We start from the raw sequence: 16401 nt of genomic DNA on the forward strand, positions 1-16401 counted from the left end.
ACAAAAGATACGCGCCGGGCCGCCAATGGTGCCCGGCGCGTTTTCGGGGCTGTCGAAACGGCCTTCTCCAGACCTTACAGATATTTGCCGTAAAGCCCGAGCATCCGGCCCCAGGCGCGGTCGGCCTGCGCGAGGTCGAACACCGGCGCGTCGATCGTGCACCAGCCGTGCTGCGCGGGATAGACCTCGACCTCGGCCGGGCGCCCGGCGGCCATCGCGGCATCGCGCAAGGCGGTCTTGTCGGTCGGCGCGCGCGCGTCGTCATTGCTGGCGATGGCGAAGAGGTAGGCGGCCTTGGTCGCGGCCAGCAGCTTGTGCGGGCTGTCGGCCTGATCGTTGACGAGGTTCGCACCATGGAACGAGGCGGCGGCGCCGACGCGCGCGGGGCGGGCATGCGCGGTACGCACGGTGAAAGGGCCGCCCATGCAATAGCCGCAGGTGCCGACCTTGCGGCGGCCGTCGACTTCGGGCTGCTTGTCCAGCCAGTCGACGAACAGGCCGCCATCGGCCTCCACCCTCGCGGTGGTCAGCGCCTCGATCATCGGCTTGAGTTTCGCCTGCCCCTCGGGCGTGCGCCATGCAGCGAAGCTCGGCAGCACCGGCGCCGGGCTGCTGCGATAGTACTGGTTGATCGCCAGCACCGCATAACCGGCCGCCGCCAGGCGGGTCGCCATCGTCTTGTAGGCATCGCGCAGGCCGCCGATATCGGGCCACATCAGCACCGCGGGATGGCGACCCTTGGCCGGGGCGACGAAATAGCCGTCCGCCTTGCCGTCGGACGTGGTGATGGCCACGTCGCGGGCCTTGGTTGCGAGCCCGCCGGGCGCCGCGGCCACGCAGCCCGGCGCCAGCGCGAGCGTCGCCGCGCCTGCGCCGATCGCGGCAAAGGTACGCCGGTCGAGCGCCATGGCCTGCTTGAGGTCCTGTTCGGTCAGATCATCACACATGGCGCCGCATCCTCGTTACCTGCCCCGTCCGCGACGGGTTGTAGGCCAGACCCCGCGCGCGCGCCAGTCGCCCGGGGGTGTGAATTTGCCCCGACCAGGTCGTAAACGACCTAGGTCAGATCCGCGAGGCCGACCTGCACGCCAGCCTCTGCCTGTGCCATCGCCGCGCGGCGCAGGCGCTCGATCTCGGCGCGCGCCGGCGGGACCGGTTCGTCGGGCAGGGCCGCGACGCTGGCCTCGTAGATGCCGCGAAAGTCGTCGGCGAATTCGGGATGCGTGAGGATCAGGGCATCGCCGCGGTCCATGCCGCGCACGATCTTCTGCCCGACCTCGTAGGGGTCCATCCCGGCCTCGAACGCCGTGCCGAATTGCCGCAATTCGGCCTCGGATACGGCAGCGAAGCCGCTCTGCGCAAAGCTGTCGGGCCGCTTGAGCGCGGAATCCCAGGCGTTGGTCCGGGTCAATGCCGGGCAGCACAGCGAACAGCCGATGCCGTGCGGCGCCAGGTTGTAGCGCAGCGATTCGGTCAGCCCGCGTACCGCAAACTTGCTGGCGGTGTAGATGCCCGCCTGCGGCCCCGGCAGGAAGGCGGCCATGCTGGCGACGTTGACCACCGCGCGGCGCCCGCGGGCAGCCTTGATTGCGGGCAAGGCGGCGACGAGGCCATTGGCCACCCCGCCGAAGTTCACCCCCATGATCCAGTCGTAGTCGTCGTGGCTGGCCAGATCGGTATCGCCGAACACGCTGACCCCGGCATTGTTGACCAGCACGTGCAGCGCGCCGAAATGCGCGACGGTCTGCGCGACGACCTCGGCCCAGCGGGCACGGTCGGTCACGTCGAGCGTCAGCATGAGCGGCGGCGCGCGCCCTTCGGCCGCGAACTGCGCGGCGACCGCCTCGGCCTGCGCAGGGTTGCGGTAGGTCAGCGCAATCCGCAGCCCCGCGTCGTCGAGCGCGCGGGCCACGCCCAGCCCGATCCCGGTGCCGCCGCCCGTGACCAGCGCCACTTGGCCCCGCCAGCCCTCCACTGGCGCGCCGGCGCCCTGCGATGCGTCTGCCATGCTTCGTTTTCCTCTCGCCTTATCGTTCACAATTGTTAGTGTGCCATACAAACATGGCCAATGGGAGAGTCGAAAATGAGCGATGCCGAGCAGCGTCTCGCCGCCCTGGAAGCGCGCGTCACCGCGATCGAGGACGTCAACGCGATCCGCCGCCTGCAATGGGCCTATGGCTATTACATCGACTACAACCGGCCCGAGGAAGTCGCCGGGCTGTTCGCCCGCGACGGGGCGGTGGTGTTCCTGTCGGGCGAGTACCGCGGCTACGAGGGGATCATGCGCCTCTACGGCACCTGGTTCCAGAACCTGTTCACCGGCGGCCGGCGCGGCCCGGTCAAGGGCCTGCTGCTCGACCACTTCCAGTTGCAGGACGTCATCACCGTCGCGCCCGACGGGCACACCGCCAAGGGCCGCTTCCGCGGCATCCTGGCCGGCGGCTGGCACGATGCCATCCTCGATGCCAAGCCCGAGGGCATGCCCCAGCAGTTCTGGGAATCGGGGATCTACGAGAACGACTACGTCAAGGAAGATGGCGTCTGGAAGATCCGGCGGCTCGACTACATGATGCAGTGGCAGGCCGACTACGAGACCGGCTGGGCCAAGACCACCGCGCATCTTCAGCCGGCGGTGCAATGCTATCCTGAAAATCCCATCGGTCCCGACGTGATCCTGCCCGAGACCGAGGTGCGCGAGACCTGGCCGCACCGCCAGGAAGTGCCGATGAGCTTCGCCCACCCCGTGCTCGCCGCGGCCTTTGCGGTGGGTGACTTCACCCCGATGCAGAAATCCTGGCCCTGACTCGGTCCAGAGCACCGGCGTCCCAGCACGCCGGCGGGACGATCCATCACGTCCCCGCCGGCGGCTCCCAGTTGGTCATGCGTACCAGCAGCCGTGCGGCGGCGCGCCGGAAGGCGGCGCGATCGCGCTGGCCAAAGCCCGAAAACAGGTTGCGACTCACCTCTGCCATGGCCGGGACCGAGCGCGCGTACATCGCCTGCCCGGCGGGGCTGAGGCGGAACGGCTTGCGCCGCCGGTTGGCGAGATCCTCGCCCGGCTCGACCAGCCCTTTCTGGTGCAGCGCAACAAGCGCGCGGCTGACGTTCATCGGCTGAATCCCCATGATCGCCGACAGCTCGTGCCCCGCCAGTTCGCCCTCGCCGCCCAGCGCCAGGATGATGCGCAGGTCCGTGGGACCGAGATCGAGCGGTTCGGCCACCCCTGCGCGCATCGGTTCGGAGACGAATGTCGCCAGTTTCAAGAGGTCTACGAGCAGGGCGGCATCGTCGTCGACGCCATCGAGGGCATTGCGCGGGGGTTCGGCATGCGCGGGCTCGGCACGCGATGGGGGGGAAGCGGGTGAACGGGTCGGCATCGCGCCTGTTTATGCGCCTTGGGGGCATGCCCGCAAGCCTTTCGTCCCATGCTGCAATGCACTGCGAATCGCCCGGATTCCGCGCAGTTTTCTCGCACCTCAGCTACGATCGCGCTTGTGTTCCGATTGCATCACTTGTTATTATCGTGACGACAACGCAAACGCCCCCTTGCGCTCTCGTAGTTAGTATGTCTAACTAACAAACATAACGGTTCCGGAAAAGGACCGCATCAGGAGAGGGGCTATGGCCAACACGATTCCCAACACGCAATTCGTGCGCCTTTTTGCCGCCGGCAGCGCGGCGGCAATGGCACTGGCATTGGCGACACCCGGCCATGCCGAGGAAGCCGCGCCGCAGGATACCGCCGCCCCCGCGCCCCAGGCCGCCGCACAGGATGCGGCTGCCCCCAGCGACCAGGGCATCCGCGAAATCGTCGTCACCGCGCAGTTCCGCAACCAGCGCCTGCAGGACACCCCGCTCTCGATCACCGCGGTCGACGCCGGCCTGCTCGCCGCGCGCAACCAGACCGACATTTCGCAAATCGCGGCGCAGGCGCCCAACGTCCAGCTGACCCAGATGGGCGGCGCGTTCGGCTCCTCGATGGCCGCCTACATCCGCGGCATCGGCCAGTACGACTTCAACCCCGCCTATGAACCGGGCGTCGGCATCTACGTCGACGACGTCTACTACGCCACGCTGACCGGCTCGGTGATGGACCTGCTCGACCTCGACCGCGTCGAGGTGCTGCGCGGCCCGCAGGGCACGCTCACCGGGCGCAACTCGATCGGTGGTGCGATCAAGCTGTTCTCGGTCAAGCCGCAGCCCGAGGATTCGGGCACGATCGAGGCCGTCTACGGCTCGCGCGACCGCGTCGACCTGCGCGGCAGCCTCAACTTCAAGATCGCCGATGGCCTCTCCGCGCGCATTTCGGGCGTGTACAAGCGCCAGGACGGCTACGTGAACATCGTCGACTTCGGCTGCAAGAACCCCGGCAACGCGCTCGGCATCAAGTCCGGCGCCAACGTGCCGACCGACTGCATCACCGGCAAGCTCGGCGAAAAGAACTACTCGGGCCTGCGCGGGTCGCTGCGCTACAATCCCAACGACAAGATCGACTGGGTGGTCACCGGCGACTACACCTATGAAAACCGCTCCAACGCGGCCAGCGTGATCTCGACAATCGACACGACCAAGACCGATGGCATCGACTTCCGCTGCGGCCCGCGCTGCACCTATGCCAGCTGGTACCTCGATGCCGGCGGCCAGGCGGGGCAGGCCTATACGATGCCGCGCAACACCCTGTTCAGCGGCTGGGGCGTGTCGAGCAACCTCACCGTCGGCCTGACCGACGATCTCAAGCTCGTCTCGATCACCGCCTACCGCAAGTACAAGCAGATCTTCGGCACCGACGACGATTTCACGCCCGATCCGAACCTCGCCGGCGGTGGCTACAACGACCTGCGGTTCCACTTCTTCAGCCAGGAACTTCGCCTCAACGGCAAGATCGGCGACTTTGCCGACTTTACCCTCGGCGGCTTCTACAACGACCAGACCTCGGTCTACTTCACCCGCCAGGACATCCGCTACATCGGCCACGGCGCGCCGTTCCTGTTCCTGCAGTTCCAGGGCAACGACCCGGTCAACGCCAACAGCAAGGCCGCATTCGGCACCGTGTTCCTGCACCCGACGGAAGGCATGACCATCACCGGCGGCCTGCGCTACACCAAGGAGCACAAGGACTACACCTTCGTCCGCAAGAACTGGAGCGGCGGCAAGCTGACCGACATCTTCGGCGTTGGCGCGCTCGATGGCACGGTCGCCAACTACAACGGCAGCCGCGTCGACTGGCGCCTGTCGGTCGACTACCGCTTCAGCCCCGAAGTGCTCGCCTATGCGACCGTCAGCACCGGCTTCAAGGGTGGCGGTGTCACCGCGCGTCCGTTCTCGCGCAACCAGGCGGTCAACGGCACCTTTACGCCCGAGACGCTCACCGCCTACGAAATCGGTCTCAAGACCGACCTGTTCGATCGCAAGGTGCGCCTCAACCTGTCGGGCTTCGTCAACGACTACAAGAACATCCAGCTGCCGTTGGCCGACTGCTCGGTCCTTGACGGCGTGCCGATCGGCACCGATCCGCTGCCCTGCGCCGCGATCGGCAATGCCGGCGACGGCAAGATGTGGGGCGTCGAGGCCGAACTCAGCGCGCATCCGGTCGAGGGCCTCGACATCGATGGCACGCTCAGCTGGATCGACGGCGAGTGGAAGCGCATCGGCGTGACGGTGGGTCGCTCGATCCAGCTGGCCGACCCGATCGTGACCCCGCACTGGCGCGGCAGCTTCGGCATCCAGTATCGCATCCCGGTCGAGGGCCACGGCTCGCTGACCCCGCGCTTCGACCTCGCCTATACCGGCAAGCAGAGCATCGGGCGTCTCTCGGGCACCCGCCCGCTCGACTACAACCCGTCGTATGCCGTGGGTAACGCGCGCATCACCTGGAAGAACGAGGGCGAGGATCTCGCGGTCTCGCTCGAGGTGCAGAACCTGTTCGACAAGTACTACTTCCTGCCGCTGCGCTTCCAGGCGCTCTATGCCTCGGCCGGTACCGCCTACAGCAACGTCGGCCGCCCGCGCGAATGGGCGCTCAGCGTGTCGAAGAAGTTCTGATCGTCGGCGAGATCGCCAACATGATCGGTTGAAAAGGGGAGTGGCCTGTCACGGGCCGCTCCCTTTTTGTTTGGCTGTTTGCGCGAATGGCTGGGGTCGTGAGGCACGGGCTGGCCCTTCGACAGGCTCAGGGCGAACGGCGGCTGGCTTGGACTTTCCCATCCCCGTTCGGGCAAAGTTTATCGAGGGCCTAGGCTGGCTTACCTTTTCCACCCCGTTCGGGCTGAGCCTGTCGAAGCCCCATGCCGACGGGCGCAGCGTCGCGCACTTGAACAGGCTCAGCGCGAACGGTGATTGGGAAAGAGCCGCATAAGTTTCATTCGTTCGTCCCCAGCCTGTCGAAGGACGCTGACACCGCCCCGGCGACGACGATCCCACTTGCGCAATCAATAACAATTGTTATCGTCAGGCCATGTCCAGCACCCTCCTCCCCACTGGCCTCCCCACCGGCGTTGCCATCGCCCATCCCGACCGCCTCTACATCGGCGGGCACTGGATCCCGGCTCAAAGCGGCCGGCAAATCGAGGTGGTGTCGCCCGACACCGAACAGGTCGTCGCCCGCGTCGCCGAGGCGGACGAGGCCGACATGGATGCGGCGGTCGCTGCCGCGCGGGACGCCTTCGATCGCGGCCCCTGGCCCACGACTTCGCCCGCCGAGCGCATCGCGGCCTTTCGTCGCATGCTCGACCATCTGCGCCCGCGCGCGGACGAACTGGCGCGGGCCTGGACGGCCCAGATTGGCGGGCTCGCCAGCTTCGCCGGGCCAATGCACCAGGGTGCGCTCATGGCGCTGGACGGGATCGCCGGCTTTGCCGAGCGGTTCGCCATCGTCGAGCAGCGCGAAACCCACGCCGCGGCCGCCGCGCTCGTCGTGCACGAACCAGTCGGTGTCGTCGCCGCGATCGCGCCGTGGAACGGGCCCTTCGGGATCATGGCCAACAAGGTCGCCTATGCGCTGCTGACCGGCTGCACCGTGGTGATGAAGCCCTCGCCCGAAACCCCGCTCGAGGCCTACATCATCGCCGAGGCGGCAGAGGCGGCGGGCCTGCCGCCGGGCGTGGTCAACCTCGTCCCCGGCCATCGCGAGGCGGCCGATCATCTGGTCAACAACCCGGGTATCGACAAGGTCACGTTCACTGGATCGACCCTGGCCGGAAAGCGCATCGGACAGGTCTGCGCCGGGCGGGTCGCGCGCTGCACGCTCGAACTCGGCGGCAAGTCCGCGGCGATCGTGCGCGACGACTTCGCCATTGAGGAGGCAGCGCGCCTGCTCGCCGGCACGATCACCATGATGAGCGGCCAGGTTTGCGCCATGCTCAGCCGCGTCATCGTGCCGCGCGCGCGCCACGATGCACTGGCCGAAGCGATCGCCGCCGAAATGCGCAAGGTCGTGATCGGCCACAGCGACGATCCGGCTGCCCGCCTCGGCCCCGTCGCGATGCAGCGCCAACTGGAGCGGATCGAGGGCTACATCGCGCAAGGCCGCGCGAGCGCGGATCTCGTCACTGGTGGTAGCCGCCCTGCCCATCTCGAGCGAGGCTACTTCATCGAGCCCACGCTCTTCGCCAACGTCGACAATGCCAGCACCATCGCGCAGGAGGAAATCTTCGGCCCCGTGCTGTCGCTGATCCCCGTCGCCGATGAGGAGGAAGCCATCGCGGTGGCCAACGCCAGCGCTTATGGCCTCAATGGCTCGGTGCTGACCCACGATGCCGAGGCCGCATACCGGATCGGTCGGCGCATCCGTACCGGCGGCTTCGGCCAGAACGGACTGCGGATGGATTTCGGCCTGCCGTTCGGCGGCTTCAAGCAGTCCGGCATCGGCCGCGAGGGCGGGCCGGAAGGCCTCATGCCGTACCTCGAGACCAAGACCATGCTGCTCGACGGTCTGCCCTCCACCTGGTGACGTTCGAGCGGCACGACGGACATTGCAGAATTGCCATGTTGCGCAGCGCAGTTGCCGCTTGAAAGCAGTGCTGCACTGCGGCAAGTCGATGGCCCATGGATAGCCACACCCTAACCGCCGTCATTCTCGGCATCGTCGAGGGACTGACCGAGTTCCTCCCCGTCTCCTCGACCGGGCACCTGATCCTTGCCACCGAACTGCTGGGCTTCAACGCCGGCGAGTGGGAAGTATTCAACGTGGTGATCCAGTTGCCCGCGATCATGGCGGTCGTCGTGCTCTATTGGCGCACGTTCGTCGACGTCGCCGCCGGTGCGCTGCGCCGCGATCGGGACTCGCTCCATTTCGTGCGCAACGTGCTCGTGGCCTTCATCCCCTCGGCCATTCTCGGCGTTCTGCTCAAGAAGAAGATCGACGCCCTGATGGAGACGCCCTCGATCGTTGCCGCAGCGCTGGTCGTCGGCGGCATCCTGATCCTGGTGATCGAGCGCCTGGCCAGGCAGGGCGAATACCAGCCGGTCAGCAAGCTCCCGCTGCCCAAGGCCCTGGCGGTGGGCGTCATGCAGTGCCTCGCCATGGTGCCGGGCATGTCGCGCTCGGCCTCGACGATCATGGGCGCGTTGACCATGGGCATCAACCGCAAGACCGCGGCCGAGTTCAGCTTCTTCCTCGCCGTGCCGACGATGTTCGGCGCCACGGCCAAGCAGCTGTGGGACAATCGCCACGAGCTGGCCAGCGGCGCCACTTCGGTTGGCTGGACCGACATCGCGGTGGGCAGCGTCGTCTCGTTCGTGGTGTCGCTGGTCGTGATCCGGTTCTTCGTCACCTACATCGGCCGCCACGGTTTTGCGCCGTTTGCCTGGTATCGCATCATCGTCGGCGGTGCGGCGCTGGTCTGGCTGCTCGGCGCCTGAGCGCCGGCCGGCCGGCAAGTCCCGGAAAGAATTGGCTGCAACAAACTGCACGATCGAGTGCAGCAAAAGTTCCCGCACCGTCCGTCGCAAGTAGTCGGAACCAAAGCCCCTTGGCCGGATTATCCCGGACAGACAGCCATTCATGGCAACATATAAGGGGTTTTGCGTCATGGGTCTCATCATTCTTCTCATCGTCGGTGGTATTCTCGGCTGGCTCGCCAGCATCGTCATGCGCACCGACGCTCAGCAGGGCGTGTTCCTGAACGTCGTGGTCGGCATCGTCGGCGCGCTGCTCGGCGGCTTCCTGCTCACCCCGCTGATCGGCGGCGGCTCGATCACCAACGGCATCTCGGCCGGTAGCCTGATCGTCTCGTTCCTCGGCGCGATCATCCTGCTCGCCATCGTCAACCTAGTGCGTCGCGGTTCGGTTCGCTGAACCCGCACTTTTCCAGCCACGCCTTCAACAGGGAGAAATTACACATGAAGAAGACTTTCATCCGCAGCGCGCTGCTCGTTCCCGTCGCAGTGCTGGGCCTCGGCCTCGCCGCTTGCCAGAGCAAGCAGGAAGACGCTGCCGACAAGACCGCTGAAGGCGTGGCCGAATCGTCGGATGCCGCTGCCGACGCCATCGAATCGCAGGCCGCCGATGCGACCGGCGCCGCTGCCGACAAGATGAACAGCACGGCCGACGCCGTCCGCGCCGAAGGCAAGGACAAGGCCGCTGCCATCAAGGAAAACGCGGAAAAGATGGAAGACGCCAAGAAGATGTAAGCGTCTCGGGTGGCCCAGCGCCACCCGAACCCATCGAGACGGGGCGCCCAGGCACAGGCCGGGCGCCCCGTTTTGTGTTGCACTTCGCGGACATCGCGCTTGACTCAGCCCACCATCTGCCGCAAGGGCGACCACCTGTCAGGGCGGCGCGCGCCGCCCGTTTTATTTTAGCTGCGGCGCGCAGACGCCTAGAAGGAATTCAGGACCAAGCCCATGGCAAAGCCCACTACCGTCAAGATCCGCCTGGTTTCGACCGCCGACACCGGTTTCTTCTACGTCACGAAGAAGAACCCGCGCAACACCACCGAAAAGATGTCGTTCCGCAAGTACGACCCGGTGGTGCGCAAGCACGTCGAGTTCAAGGAAGCCAAGATCAAGTGATCTGAGCTTCGCTCGCGAATACCAGGAGGCCGGGGCAAGTCCCCGGCCTTTTTGCATCTGCGCAAGACGCGCGGATAGGACGCGCCGGATGCTGCGGGGCGGGAACCGCAGGGTTCACGGCCAGTTCAACGCCCGCTATCCAAGGAGTGGCGATGACACGCTTGCACAAGACTCTCGGCGCCGCGCTGGCGCTTTCGCTCGTCCTTCCGGCCGCGGCCGCCGTGTCGGTGACGCCGGCGGCCGCCCAGGCTGCCCCCAATCCCGACGTCGACCGCGCGGTCGCCGCGCTGCGCGCGATCAGCACGATGCGCGCCGACTTCGTCCAGACCGATCGCAACGGCCAGCGCCTGACCGGCGTCATCACGCTGCAGCGCCCCGGCAAGATCCGCTTCCAGTACCAGCCCGGCGTTCCGTTCCTGATCGTGTCGGATGGCGCCGCGCTGACCATGATCGACTACGAGGTCCGCCAGGTCTCGCGCTGGCCGATCCGCAACAGCCCGCTTGGCGCATTGCTTGATCCCAACAAGGACGTCGCGCGCTTTGCGCGCCTGCTGCCCACCGGCAGCCCAGACGTGCTGAGCATGGAGATCAAGGACCCGCGCCATCCCGAATACGGTACACTGACCATGGTCATGGTGCGCAAGGCCAGCGCGCCAGGCGGAATGCAGCTCGACAGCTGGGTCGCTCTCGATTCGCAGAATCACCGGACCACCGTGCGCCTGTCGAATCAGCAGTACGGCGTCAGCGTGCCTGCCAACACCTTCCGGTACAACGACCCGCGCCCCAATCTGCGTCACTAAAGCACAGCCTATCGCGCCACAAACTCGTTTCGGCTTCGTTTATCCCGCCTGCGCGACGATTTGCGAAGAACCAGATGGGTCCGTTCATCGAGCAGCAAGCGGTGGGGGTCTAGACCGATTTCAGACGAGAGGGACAAGGCGGGTTTCCCCCCTGTTGCCCGGCCTGATAAGGTCTCTTGCGTCGATCGCGTGACGAACGCACATGGAACCCTCGGACCATTGCCCCCGGTCCGAGGGTTTTCCCTTGTTTGGCGAAGCCCCCTCGCCCAAGGGTGGCGACATGATCGACATTCCCATTCTCTTCGAAGACGGCGAAGCCCTCGTCATCGACAAGCCCGCCGGGCTGCCGCTCGACCGGCCGCGCGCGGGCGGCATCTCGCTCGAGGACCGTCTCGATACGCTCAAGCTCGGCTTCCTGCGCGAACCGCAGCCGGTTCACCGGCTCGACCGCGACACCTCGGGCTGCCTGCTGCTGGCGCGCAACCCCAAGGCCCTCAAGCGCTTTTCCGCCGCGTTCGAAGCCAGGCAGGTCGAGAAGGTCTACTGGGGCGTCGTCGCCGGCGAAATCGAGGGAACGGCCGGCACGATCGAGCTCAACCTTTCCAAGATCAGCAGCGCGGCTGCCGGCTGGCGCATGATCGCCGCCAAGAAGGGCAAGCCTGCCGTCACGCACTGGCGCGTGCTGGCCCGCCTGCCCGGCCGCACGCTGGTCGAGTTCCGACTCGAGACCGGCCGCACGCACCAGATCCGCGTCCATGCCCTCACCGGGCTGGGCGCGCCCCTGCTGGGCGATCCGGTCTATGGCGACGGCAAGGGCGCGGCCCGCACGCTGCTCCACGCCACGCGCCTCGCGCTCCCGCGCGAGGGCAAGGAGCCGATCGTGGCCGAGGCACCGATTCCCGCCGACATCCTTGGGCTGGGCTTCACTCTGTGACCGACACGCCCGAGGCGATCGTGGCCCGTGCCATGGGCCTCGTGGCGGAAAGCTTCATTGCCGCGGCCGGCCCCGGCGGACAGAACGTCAACAAGGTGGCGACGGCGGTCCAGCTGCGCATCAACGTCTACGCATTGCGCTTGTCGCCGCCGGTGTTTCATCGGCTCAAGGAGCTGGCGGGCAGCAAGTTCACCGCCGGCGGCGAGATCGTGCTGACCGCGCGGCGTTTCCGCACGCAGGAGGCCAACCGCGAGGACGCCCGCGCGCGCCTGGCAGATCTGCTGCGCGATGCCTGCAACCTGCCGGAAAAGCGCGCGAAGTCGCGCCTCAACCGGATCGGCAAGGTGCAGCGCCTGCAGGGCAAGAAGATCCGCAGCGCGGTCAAGGCGGGCCGCGGCAAGGTGCGAATGGACTGAAGACATTCGATATCCTCCCCATCCCATGGGGAGGTGGCAGCGCGCCTGCGCTGACGGAGGGGCGCGGCCATAAGCAGCCGGCCCCTCCACCACCGCTTCGCGGCGGTCCCCCTCCCCGCCTTGCGGCAGGGAGGATCAATTCTGGTCAGACCATCTCTTCGGGGCGGACCAGACGGTCGAACGTCGGCTCGTCGACCAGCCCCAGCGCCAGGCCGGCCTCGCGCAACGTCTGCCCGGTGGCATGGGCGTGCTTGGCGATCTTGGCGGCGTTGTCGTAGCCGATCTCGGGGGCAAGAGCGGTCACCAGCATGAGCGAGCGCTCGACCAGTTCCTCGATGCGGCGGGTGTTGGGCTCGATCCCCTCGACGCAGCGTTGCGCGAAGCTTTCCATGCCGACCGCCAGCAAGTGGACCGAGCGCAGCACCGCCGCGCCGATCATCGGCTTGAATACATTGAGTTCGAGATGCCCCTGCATACCGCCCAGCGTCACCGCCTGGTGATTGCCGATGACCTGAGCGGACACCATCGTCAGCATCTCGCATTGCGTCGGGTTGACCTTGCCCGGCATGATCGAACTGCCCGGCTCGTTGGCGGGCAGGTCCAGCTCGCCCAGCCCCGAGCGCGGGCCCGAGCCGAGCAGGCGGATGTCGTTCGCGATCTTGGTCAGCGCCACCGCCAGCGTCGCGAGGGTCGCCGAGAACTGCACCAGCGCATCATTGCTGGCCAGCGCCTCGAACCGGTTGGGCGCCGGGGTGAAGGCATGGCCGGTCAGGCCGGCGAGTTCGGCCGCCATCGCCTCGGCAAAGCCCTCGGGCGCATTGAGGCCGGTGCCGACCGCAGTGCCGCCCTGCGCAAGCCGCAACAGGAACGTCTCGGCCTGTCCCAGCCGCTCGCGCGCATCGCGCAATTGCTGGACATAGCCCGAGAATTCCTGCCCCAGCGTCAGCGGCGTGGCGTCCTGCAGGTGCGTGCGGCCGATCTTGACGATGCCCTGCCATTCGCGCGCGGCGGTATCGAGCGCGCCGGCCATCAGGTCGAGGGCGGGCAGCAGGTCCCGGTTGAGCGCCACCACCGCCGCGACGTGCAGTGCGGTGGGGAAGCTGTCGTTGCTGGACTGACCGCGGTTGACGTGATCATTGGGATGCACCGGGCTCTTGCCACCGCGCGTTCCGGCCAGCGCCTCGTTGGCACGCCCGGCGATGACCTCGTTGACGTTCATGTTCGACTGCGTGCCGCTGCCGGTCTGCCAGATTACCAGCGGGAACTGATCGTCGTGTCGCCCGGCCACGACTTCGGCCGCGGCCTGCTCGATCGCATCGGCCAGCGCGGCATCGAGCCCGTGCGCGCGATTCACCCGCGCGGCGGCCTGCTTGACCAGCGCCAGCGCGTGGACGATGCCGATCGGCATGCGCTCGCCCGCGCCGAACGGAAAGTTCTCGATCGAACGCTGGGTCTGCGCGCCCCAATAGGCGTCCTCGGGCACGGCGATGGTGCCGATGCTGTCGCTTTCGGTGCGGGTATTCATCGGAGGGTCCTTTCACGGCGGCAAGGCTGTGAAAGCCCCGCCTGGATTAGGCTGCGCCGGGGGAGACGCGGCGATAAAGCGGATGAGCGGCGATATCCGTGCCCGCCTGCCGGGCCAGCAGCGCCAGCGCCGCGTGCGGGCCGCGCTCGGCCAGCCGATCGATCGCCGCCTCGGGCGGGACGCCGGCCTCGCGCGCAAGGTCGCGGATCGCACGCGCCATCGCCACGAACTCGCGTTCGCTGTCGTGGGCCACGTGCCATTCCGCCGAACGCGGGAACGAATGGTGCATATCCATGCCGGGTCTCCTGCCGTTGTTGCCGCATGACGGCTAACATCGGCAGGCTCGGGACTGCCTTAAGCGGACCTGCGGCATCGCCCTCAGGCAACAGCGCGGGGGCGGAGGACAGACGCGCAAGCATTGCGACCGGACCTGGCGAGGCGGAGCCTGTGGCGGGGCTGGATCGGCACGCCCGGCATAGCTGCCCTTCGACAAGCTCTGGGCGAACGGAGGAGTGCGGGAAACCGCTCCACCCCGTTCGGGCTGAGCCTGTCGAAGCCCCAAGCCGGCACGCCCGGCGCCCGCGCCCTTCGACAAGCTCAGGGCGAACGGGAGGCGCGGATACATTGGCGAGAGCCCGTTCGGGCCGAGCCTGTTGAAGCCCGGTGCCGGTCTCCGTTTCGCGAAAGCCTCTCGATCCGACGCATAGGTATTCCGGCTTGCGCAGCCACGGAATTGGTCGATCACGTCGCACGCGCGGCTGCTCCTTGACGCTTTGCCTGCCCCTTGGTGATGCCTTCACCAGATGGCCACGGCCTTGACCAAGGACAAGACCGCCGCGACAAACACAAGCCATGCCAAGGCATGGCATGACAAAGACAAGCCATGTCGGGACATGGCATGAGACCACCGGGGGGATGGACGACGTATGGGTACCAGCGAGATTTTCCTGATCGCACTGACGATCATTCTTGCGGTGCCGTGGCTGGTCTGGCGCCTGCTCGATCGTGACGATTATGCCCCGCTGGTCGTGGTCCAGATCGTGGGCGGCATTCTGCTGGGCCCCGGCGTGCTGGGTGCCGCGTTTCCGGGCTATTACGCCTTCGTTTTCAATCCGCAGGTCATCGGCGCGCTGAACGGCGTTGCATGGTGGGCGGTGGCGATGTTCGTGTTCATCGCCGGGGTCGAACTCGACCTGGGCGATGCCTGGGCCAACCGCCGCGAGACGGTGGTGACTGCCACGTCCGCGCTGTTGACGCCGCTGGCATTCGGCGCCCTTGCCGCCGCCGCGCTGCTGACCGTTCCGGGATGGATCGGGCCGAAGGGCGGCTATTTCCAGGTGCTCGCCGGCATCGGCATGGCCTGTGCGGTCACGGCGCTGCCGATCCTCGTGCTGCTGATGGAGCGACTGGGCATCTTTCGCGAGCCACTCGGCCAGCGCCTGCTGCGCTATGCCAGCATGGACGACGTGGCGATCTGGGGCGTGCTCGCACTGATCCTGCTCGACTGGCAGCGGATCGGACGGCAGGCGCTGTTCCTTGCTATCTTCGCGCTGGCGGCATGGGGCCTTCGCTGGGTGATGGGACGCGTGCGCGAGGACGACCGCTGGCACATCGCGCTGATCTGGCTCGCGGCCGTCGGTTTCGCCGCAGACTGGTCGGGCCTGCACTTCATGGTTGGCGCATTCCTGGCCGGCGCGGTGATGGATGCGCGCTGGTTCGACCAGGCCCGCCGTGACGGGTTCCGCAACTTCCTGCTACTCGCCGTCATGCCGGTGTTTTTCCTCTCGACCGGCCTGCGCACGCAATGGGGCCAGGTCGGCGGGCTCGGCCTGCCGGCGGTGTTCGGCGCGGCGCTGCTGCTTCTCGTCGCCTCGGTCGCGGGCAAGCTGATCGGTGTGCGCATCGCCGGGCGCGTGCTGGGCTGGGCCAAGGGAGAGGCGAGCGTGATCGGCTGGATGCTGCAGACCAAGGCGCTCATCATGATCATCTTCGTCAACGTGCTGCTCGACAAGAAGATCATCACGCCCGAGACCTTCACCGCGCTCCTGCTGATGGCGGTGATGAGCACGATGATGACCATGCCGGTGGTCCGCCCGCGTCTGGCCCGCCTGCGCGCCGGCTGAGATCGTACAGACCTGCACCGAATCTTGAGAATTGCCCGCCATGGTCACTGCCATGGCGGGTTTTCTTGTGTTGGCGGCATTGGTCGCGTGGCTGGCTTTCGTGGTCTGCGTGCTGCGCGCGCTGCGCCTCTTCGCCGGCTGGATGCCCGCCGCCGCGACGGTCTGGCGCAGCGACTATACCGAGAACCAGCAAAGCGACGACTTCTGGTCGATGGGCATGACGCTGTTTACCTTACGCGGCTGGAACTGGCGCGACGGTGACGACACCCGCTACATCGAGGACGAGATCCGCTTTCATGACCAGGACGGTGTCGAGCGCCGCACCATCGTGCACCGCTGGGTGCATCGCGGCTGGCAACCTTTGGGCGTCTACACCGTTTGGTACGATGCCGCCGACCCGGAAAAGGCAACGGTGCTGGGACCGTTTACCTGGGCGCTTTGGGCCGCGTTGTCGCTGGTCCTGGCCTGCGTCGCACTCCACGCCCTTGCCGGCATGGGAGGCGTGGCGGCGGTCATGGCGCTGTTCTCGTCACCATCATGACGACAATATCAAAACTCTTCTAAGATATATCTTGATAATCGCTCGCAAGAC

The 16401-nt window shown here is 66.9% G+C and carries 17 protein-coding genes; 12 read left to right on the plus strand and 5 right to left on the minus strand.

The window, feature by feature from the left end; translation table 11 throughout:
* Positions 1 to 74 precede the first annotated feature (74 nt).
* Positions 75 to 947 carry a dienelactone hydrolase family protein gene (locus V7Q48_RS13710; RefSeq protein ID WP_333838822.1) on the minus strand — a complete coding sequence of 291 codons (873 nt, stop codon included), beginning with the start codon at positions 945 to 947 and terminating at the stop codon, positions 75 to 77.
* A 110-nt stretch (positions 948 to 1057) separates the two neighbouring features.
* Complete coding sequence (locus tag V7Q48_RS13715) at positions 1058 to 2008, minus strand: SDR family oxidoreductase (RefSeq protein ID WP_333838823.1); 951 nt, start codon at positions 2006 to 2008, stop codon at positions 1058 to 1060.
* A 75-nt stretch (positions 2009 to 2083) separates the two neighbouring features.
* On the opposite strand from V7Q48_RS13715, the gene V7Q48_RS13720 reads away from it, so the two are divergent.
* A complete protein-coding gene (locus tag V7Q48_RS13720; protein ID WP_333838824.1) occupies positions 2084 to 2803 on the plus strand; it encodes a nuclear transport factor 2 family protein in 720 nt (239 codons plus the stop codon).
* A 46-nt stretch (positions 2804 to 2849) separates the two neighbouring features.
* Here V7Q48_RS13720 and V7Q48_RS13725 read toward each other — a convergent pair whose 3' ends face one another.
* Positions 2850 to 3377 (minus strand): MarR family winged helix-turn-helix transcriptional regulator, encoded by a 528-nt coding sequence (locus V7Q48_RS13725; RefSeq protein ID WP_333838825.1) that lies wholly within the window; start codon positions 3375 to 3377, stop codon positions 2850 to 2852.
* Positions 3378 to 3621: 244 nt separating this feature from the next.
* Here V7Q48_RS13725 and V7Q48_RS13730 point away from each other — a divergent pair, with 244 nt between their 5' ends.
* The 9 genes from V7Q48_RS13730 (at position 3622) to arfB (ending at position 12161) form a co-directional block, all read left to right on the plus strand.
* The gene (locus V7Q48_RS13730; RefSeq protein ID WP_333838827.1) at positions 3622 to 6042 is read left to right on the plus strand and encodes a TonB-dependent receptor; all 2421 of its coding nucleotides are present in this window, start codon (positions 3622 to 3624) and stop codon (positions 6040 to 6042) included.
* 412 nt (positions 6043 to 6454) lie between these two features.
* Positions 6455 to 7948, plus strand: coding sequence for an aldehyde dehydrogenase (locus V7Q48_RS13735; RefSeq protein WP_333838828.1), 1494 nt, complete (start codon positions 6455 to 6457; stop codon positions 7946 to 7948).
* A 95-nt stretch (positions 7949 to 8043) separates the two neighbouring features.
* The gene (locus V7Q48_RS13740) at positions 8044 to 8859 is read left to right on the plus strand and encodes an undecaprenyl-diphosphate phosphatase (protein ID WP_333838830.1); all 816 of its coding nucleotides are present in this window, start codon (positions 8044 to 8046) and stop codon (positions 8857 to 8859) included.
* 169 nt (positions 8860 to 9028) lie between these two features.
* The gene (locus tag V7Q48_RS13745) at positions 9029 to 9295 is read left to right on the plus strand and encodes a GlsB/YeaQ/YmgE family stress response membrane protein (RefSeq protein ID WP_333838832.1); all 267 of its coding nucleotides are present in this window, start codon (positions 9029 to 9031) and stop codon (positions 9293 to 9295) included.
* Between the two features lie 44 nt (positions 9296 to 9339).
* Entirely contained in the window at positions 9340 to 9630 is a 291-nt protein-coding gene (locus tag V7Q48_RS13750) for a hypothetical protein (protein ID WP_333838834.1), read from the plus strand.
* A gap of 213 nt (positions 9631 to 9843) precedes the next feature.
* Positions 9844 to 10011 carry a 50S ribosomal protein L33 gene (gene rpmG, locus V7Q48_RS13755; protein ID WP_054132393.1) on the plus strand — a complete coding sequence of 56 codons (168 nt, stop codon included), beginning with the start codon at positions 9844 to 9846 and terminating at the stop codon, positions 10009 to 10011.
* A gap of 152 nt (positions 10012 to 10163) precedes the next feature.
* Positions 10164 to 10811: a LolA family protein gene (locus V7Q48_RS13760; protein WP_333838837.1), complete on the plus strand. Its 648-nt coding sequence runs from the start codon at positions 10164 to 10166 to the stop codon at positions 10809 to 10811.
* A 280-nt stretch (positions 10812 to 11091) separates the two neighbouring features.
* Positions 11092 to 11745, plus strand: a complete 654-nt coding sequence (locus V7Q48_RS13765) for an RluA family pseudouridine synthase (RefSeq protein ID WP_333838838.1) — start codon at positions 11092 to 11094, stop codon at positions 11743 to 11745.
* A gap of 32 nt (positions 11746 to 11777) precedes the next feature.
* Entirely contained in the window at positions 11778 to 12161 is a 384-nt protein-coding gene (gene arfB, locus V7Q48_RS13770; protein ID WP_333838868.1) for an alternative ribosome rescue aminoacyl-tRNA hydrolase ArfB, read from the plus strand.
* A gap of 145 nt (positions 12162 to 12306) precedes the next feature.
* On the opposite strand, the gene fumC is transcribed toward arfB, so the two are convergent.
* The gene (gene fumC, locus V7Q48_RS13775; RefSeq protein ID WP_333838839.1) at positions 12307 to 13686 is read right to left on the minus strand and encodes a class II fumarate hydratase; all 1380 of its coding nucleotides are present in this window, start codon (positions 13684 to 13686) and stop codon (positions 12307 to 12309) included.
* Between the two features lie 46 nt (positions 13687 to 13732).
* Positions 13733 to 13981, minus strand: a complete 249-nt coding sequence (locus tag V7Q48_RS13780) for a hypothetical protein (RefSeq protein ID WP_333838840.1) — start codon at positions 13979 to 13981, stop codon at positions 13733 to 13735.
* 631 nt (positions 13982 to 14612) lie between these two features.
* Between V7Q48_RS13780 and V7Q48_RS13785 the strand changes: the two genes are divergently transcribed.
* Both V7Q48_RS13785 and V7Q48_RS13790 read left to right on the plus strand, forming a co-directional pair.
* Complete coding sequence (locus tag V7Q48_RS13785; protein WP_333838841.1) at positions 14613 to 15809, plus strand: cation:proton antiporter; 1197 nt, start codon at positions 14613 to 14615, stop codon at positions 15807 to 15809.
* A 52-nt stretch (positions 15810 to 15861) separates the two neighbouring features.
* On the plus strand, positions 15862 to 16350 hold the full coding sequence (locus V7Q48_RS13790; RefSeq protein WP_333838842.1) for a DUF3592 domain-containing protein: 489 nt from the start codon (positions 15862 to 15864) through the stop codon (positions 16348 to 16350).
* Positions 16351 to 16401: the final 51 nt, after the last annotated feature.

This window comes from Novosphingobium sp. (assembly GCF_036803765.1).
Taxonomy (GTDB): Bacteria; Pseudomonadota; Alphaproteobacteria; order Sphingomonadales; family Sphingomonadaceae; genus Novosphingobium.

Coding starts and splice junctions, on each gene's coding strand:
- V7Q48_RS13745 (WP_333838832.1), top strand. CDS start 9,029: ATGGGTCTCATCATTCTTCTCATCGTCGGTGGTATTCTCGGCTGGCTC.
- V7Q48_RS13785 (WP_333838841.1), top strand. CDS start 14,613: ATGGGTACCAGCGAGATTTTCCTGATCGCACTGACGATCATTCTTGCG.
- V7Q48_RS13790 (WP_333838842.1), top strand. CDS start 15,862: ATGGCGGGTTTTCTTGTGTTGGCGGCATTGGTCGCGTGGCTGGCTTTC.
- V7Q48_RS13740 (WP_333838830.1), top strand. CDS start 8,044: ATGGATAGCCACACCCTAACCGCCGTCATTCTCGGCATCGTCGAGGGA.
- V7Q48_RS13710 (WP_333838822.1), bottom strand. CDS start 947: ATGTGTGATGATCTGACCGAACAGGACCTCAAGCAGGCCATGGCGCTC.
- fumC (WP_333838839.1), bottom strand. CDS start 13,686: ATGAATACCCGCACCGAAAGCGACAGCATCGGCACCATCGCCGTGCCC.
- arfB (WP_333838868.1), top strand. CDS start 11,778: ATGGGCCTCGTGGCGGAAAGCTTCATTGCCGCGGCCGGCCCCGGCGGA.
- V7Q48_RS13725 (WP_333838825.1), bottom strand. CDS start 3,377: ATGCCGACCCGTTCACCCGCTTCCCCCCCATCGCGTGCCGAGCCCGCG.
- V7Q48_RS13720 (WP_333838824.1), top strand. CDS start 2,084: ATGAGCGATGCCGAGCAGCGTCTCGCCGCCCTGGAAGCGCGCGTCACC.
- V7Q48_RS13730 (WP_333838827.1), top strand. CDS start 3,622: ATGGCCAACACGATTCCCAACACGCAATTCGTGCGCCTTTTTGCCGCC.
- V7Q48_RS13760 (WP_333838837.1), top strand. CDS start 10,164: ATGACACGCTTGCACAAGACTCTCGGCGCCGCGCTGGCGCTTTCGCTC.
- rpmG (WP_054132393.1), top strand. CDS start 9,844: ATGGCAAAGCCCACTACCGTCAAGATCCGCCTGGTTTCGACCGCCGAC.
- V7Q48_RS13780 (WP_333838840.1), bottom strand. CDS start 13,981: ATGGATATGCACCATTCGTTCCCGCGTTCGGCGGAATGGCACGTGGCC.
- V7Q48_RS13750 (WP_333838834.1), top strand. CDS start 9,340: ATGAAGAAGACTTTCATCCGCAGCGCGCTGCTCGTTCCCGTCGCAGTG.
- V7Q48_RS13735 (WP_333838828.1), top strand. CDS start 6,455: ATGTCCAGCACCCTCCTCCCCACTGGCCTCCCCACCGGCGTTGCCATC.
- V7Q48_RS13715 (WP_333838823.1), bottom strand. CDS start 2,008: ATGGCAGACGCATCGCAGGGCGCCGGCGCGCCAGTGGAGGGCTGGCGG.
- V7Q48_RS13765 (WP_333838838.1), top strand. CDS start 11,092: ATGATCGACATTCCCATTCTCTTCGAAGACGGCGAAGCCCTCGTCATC.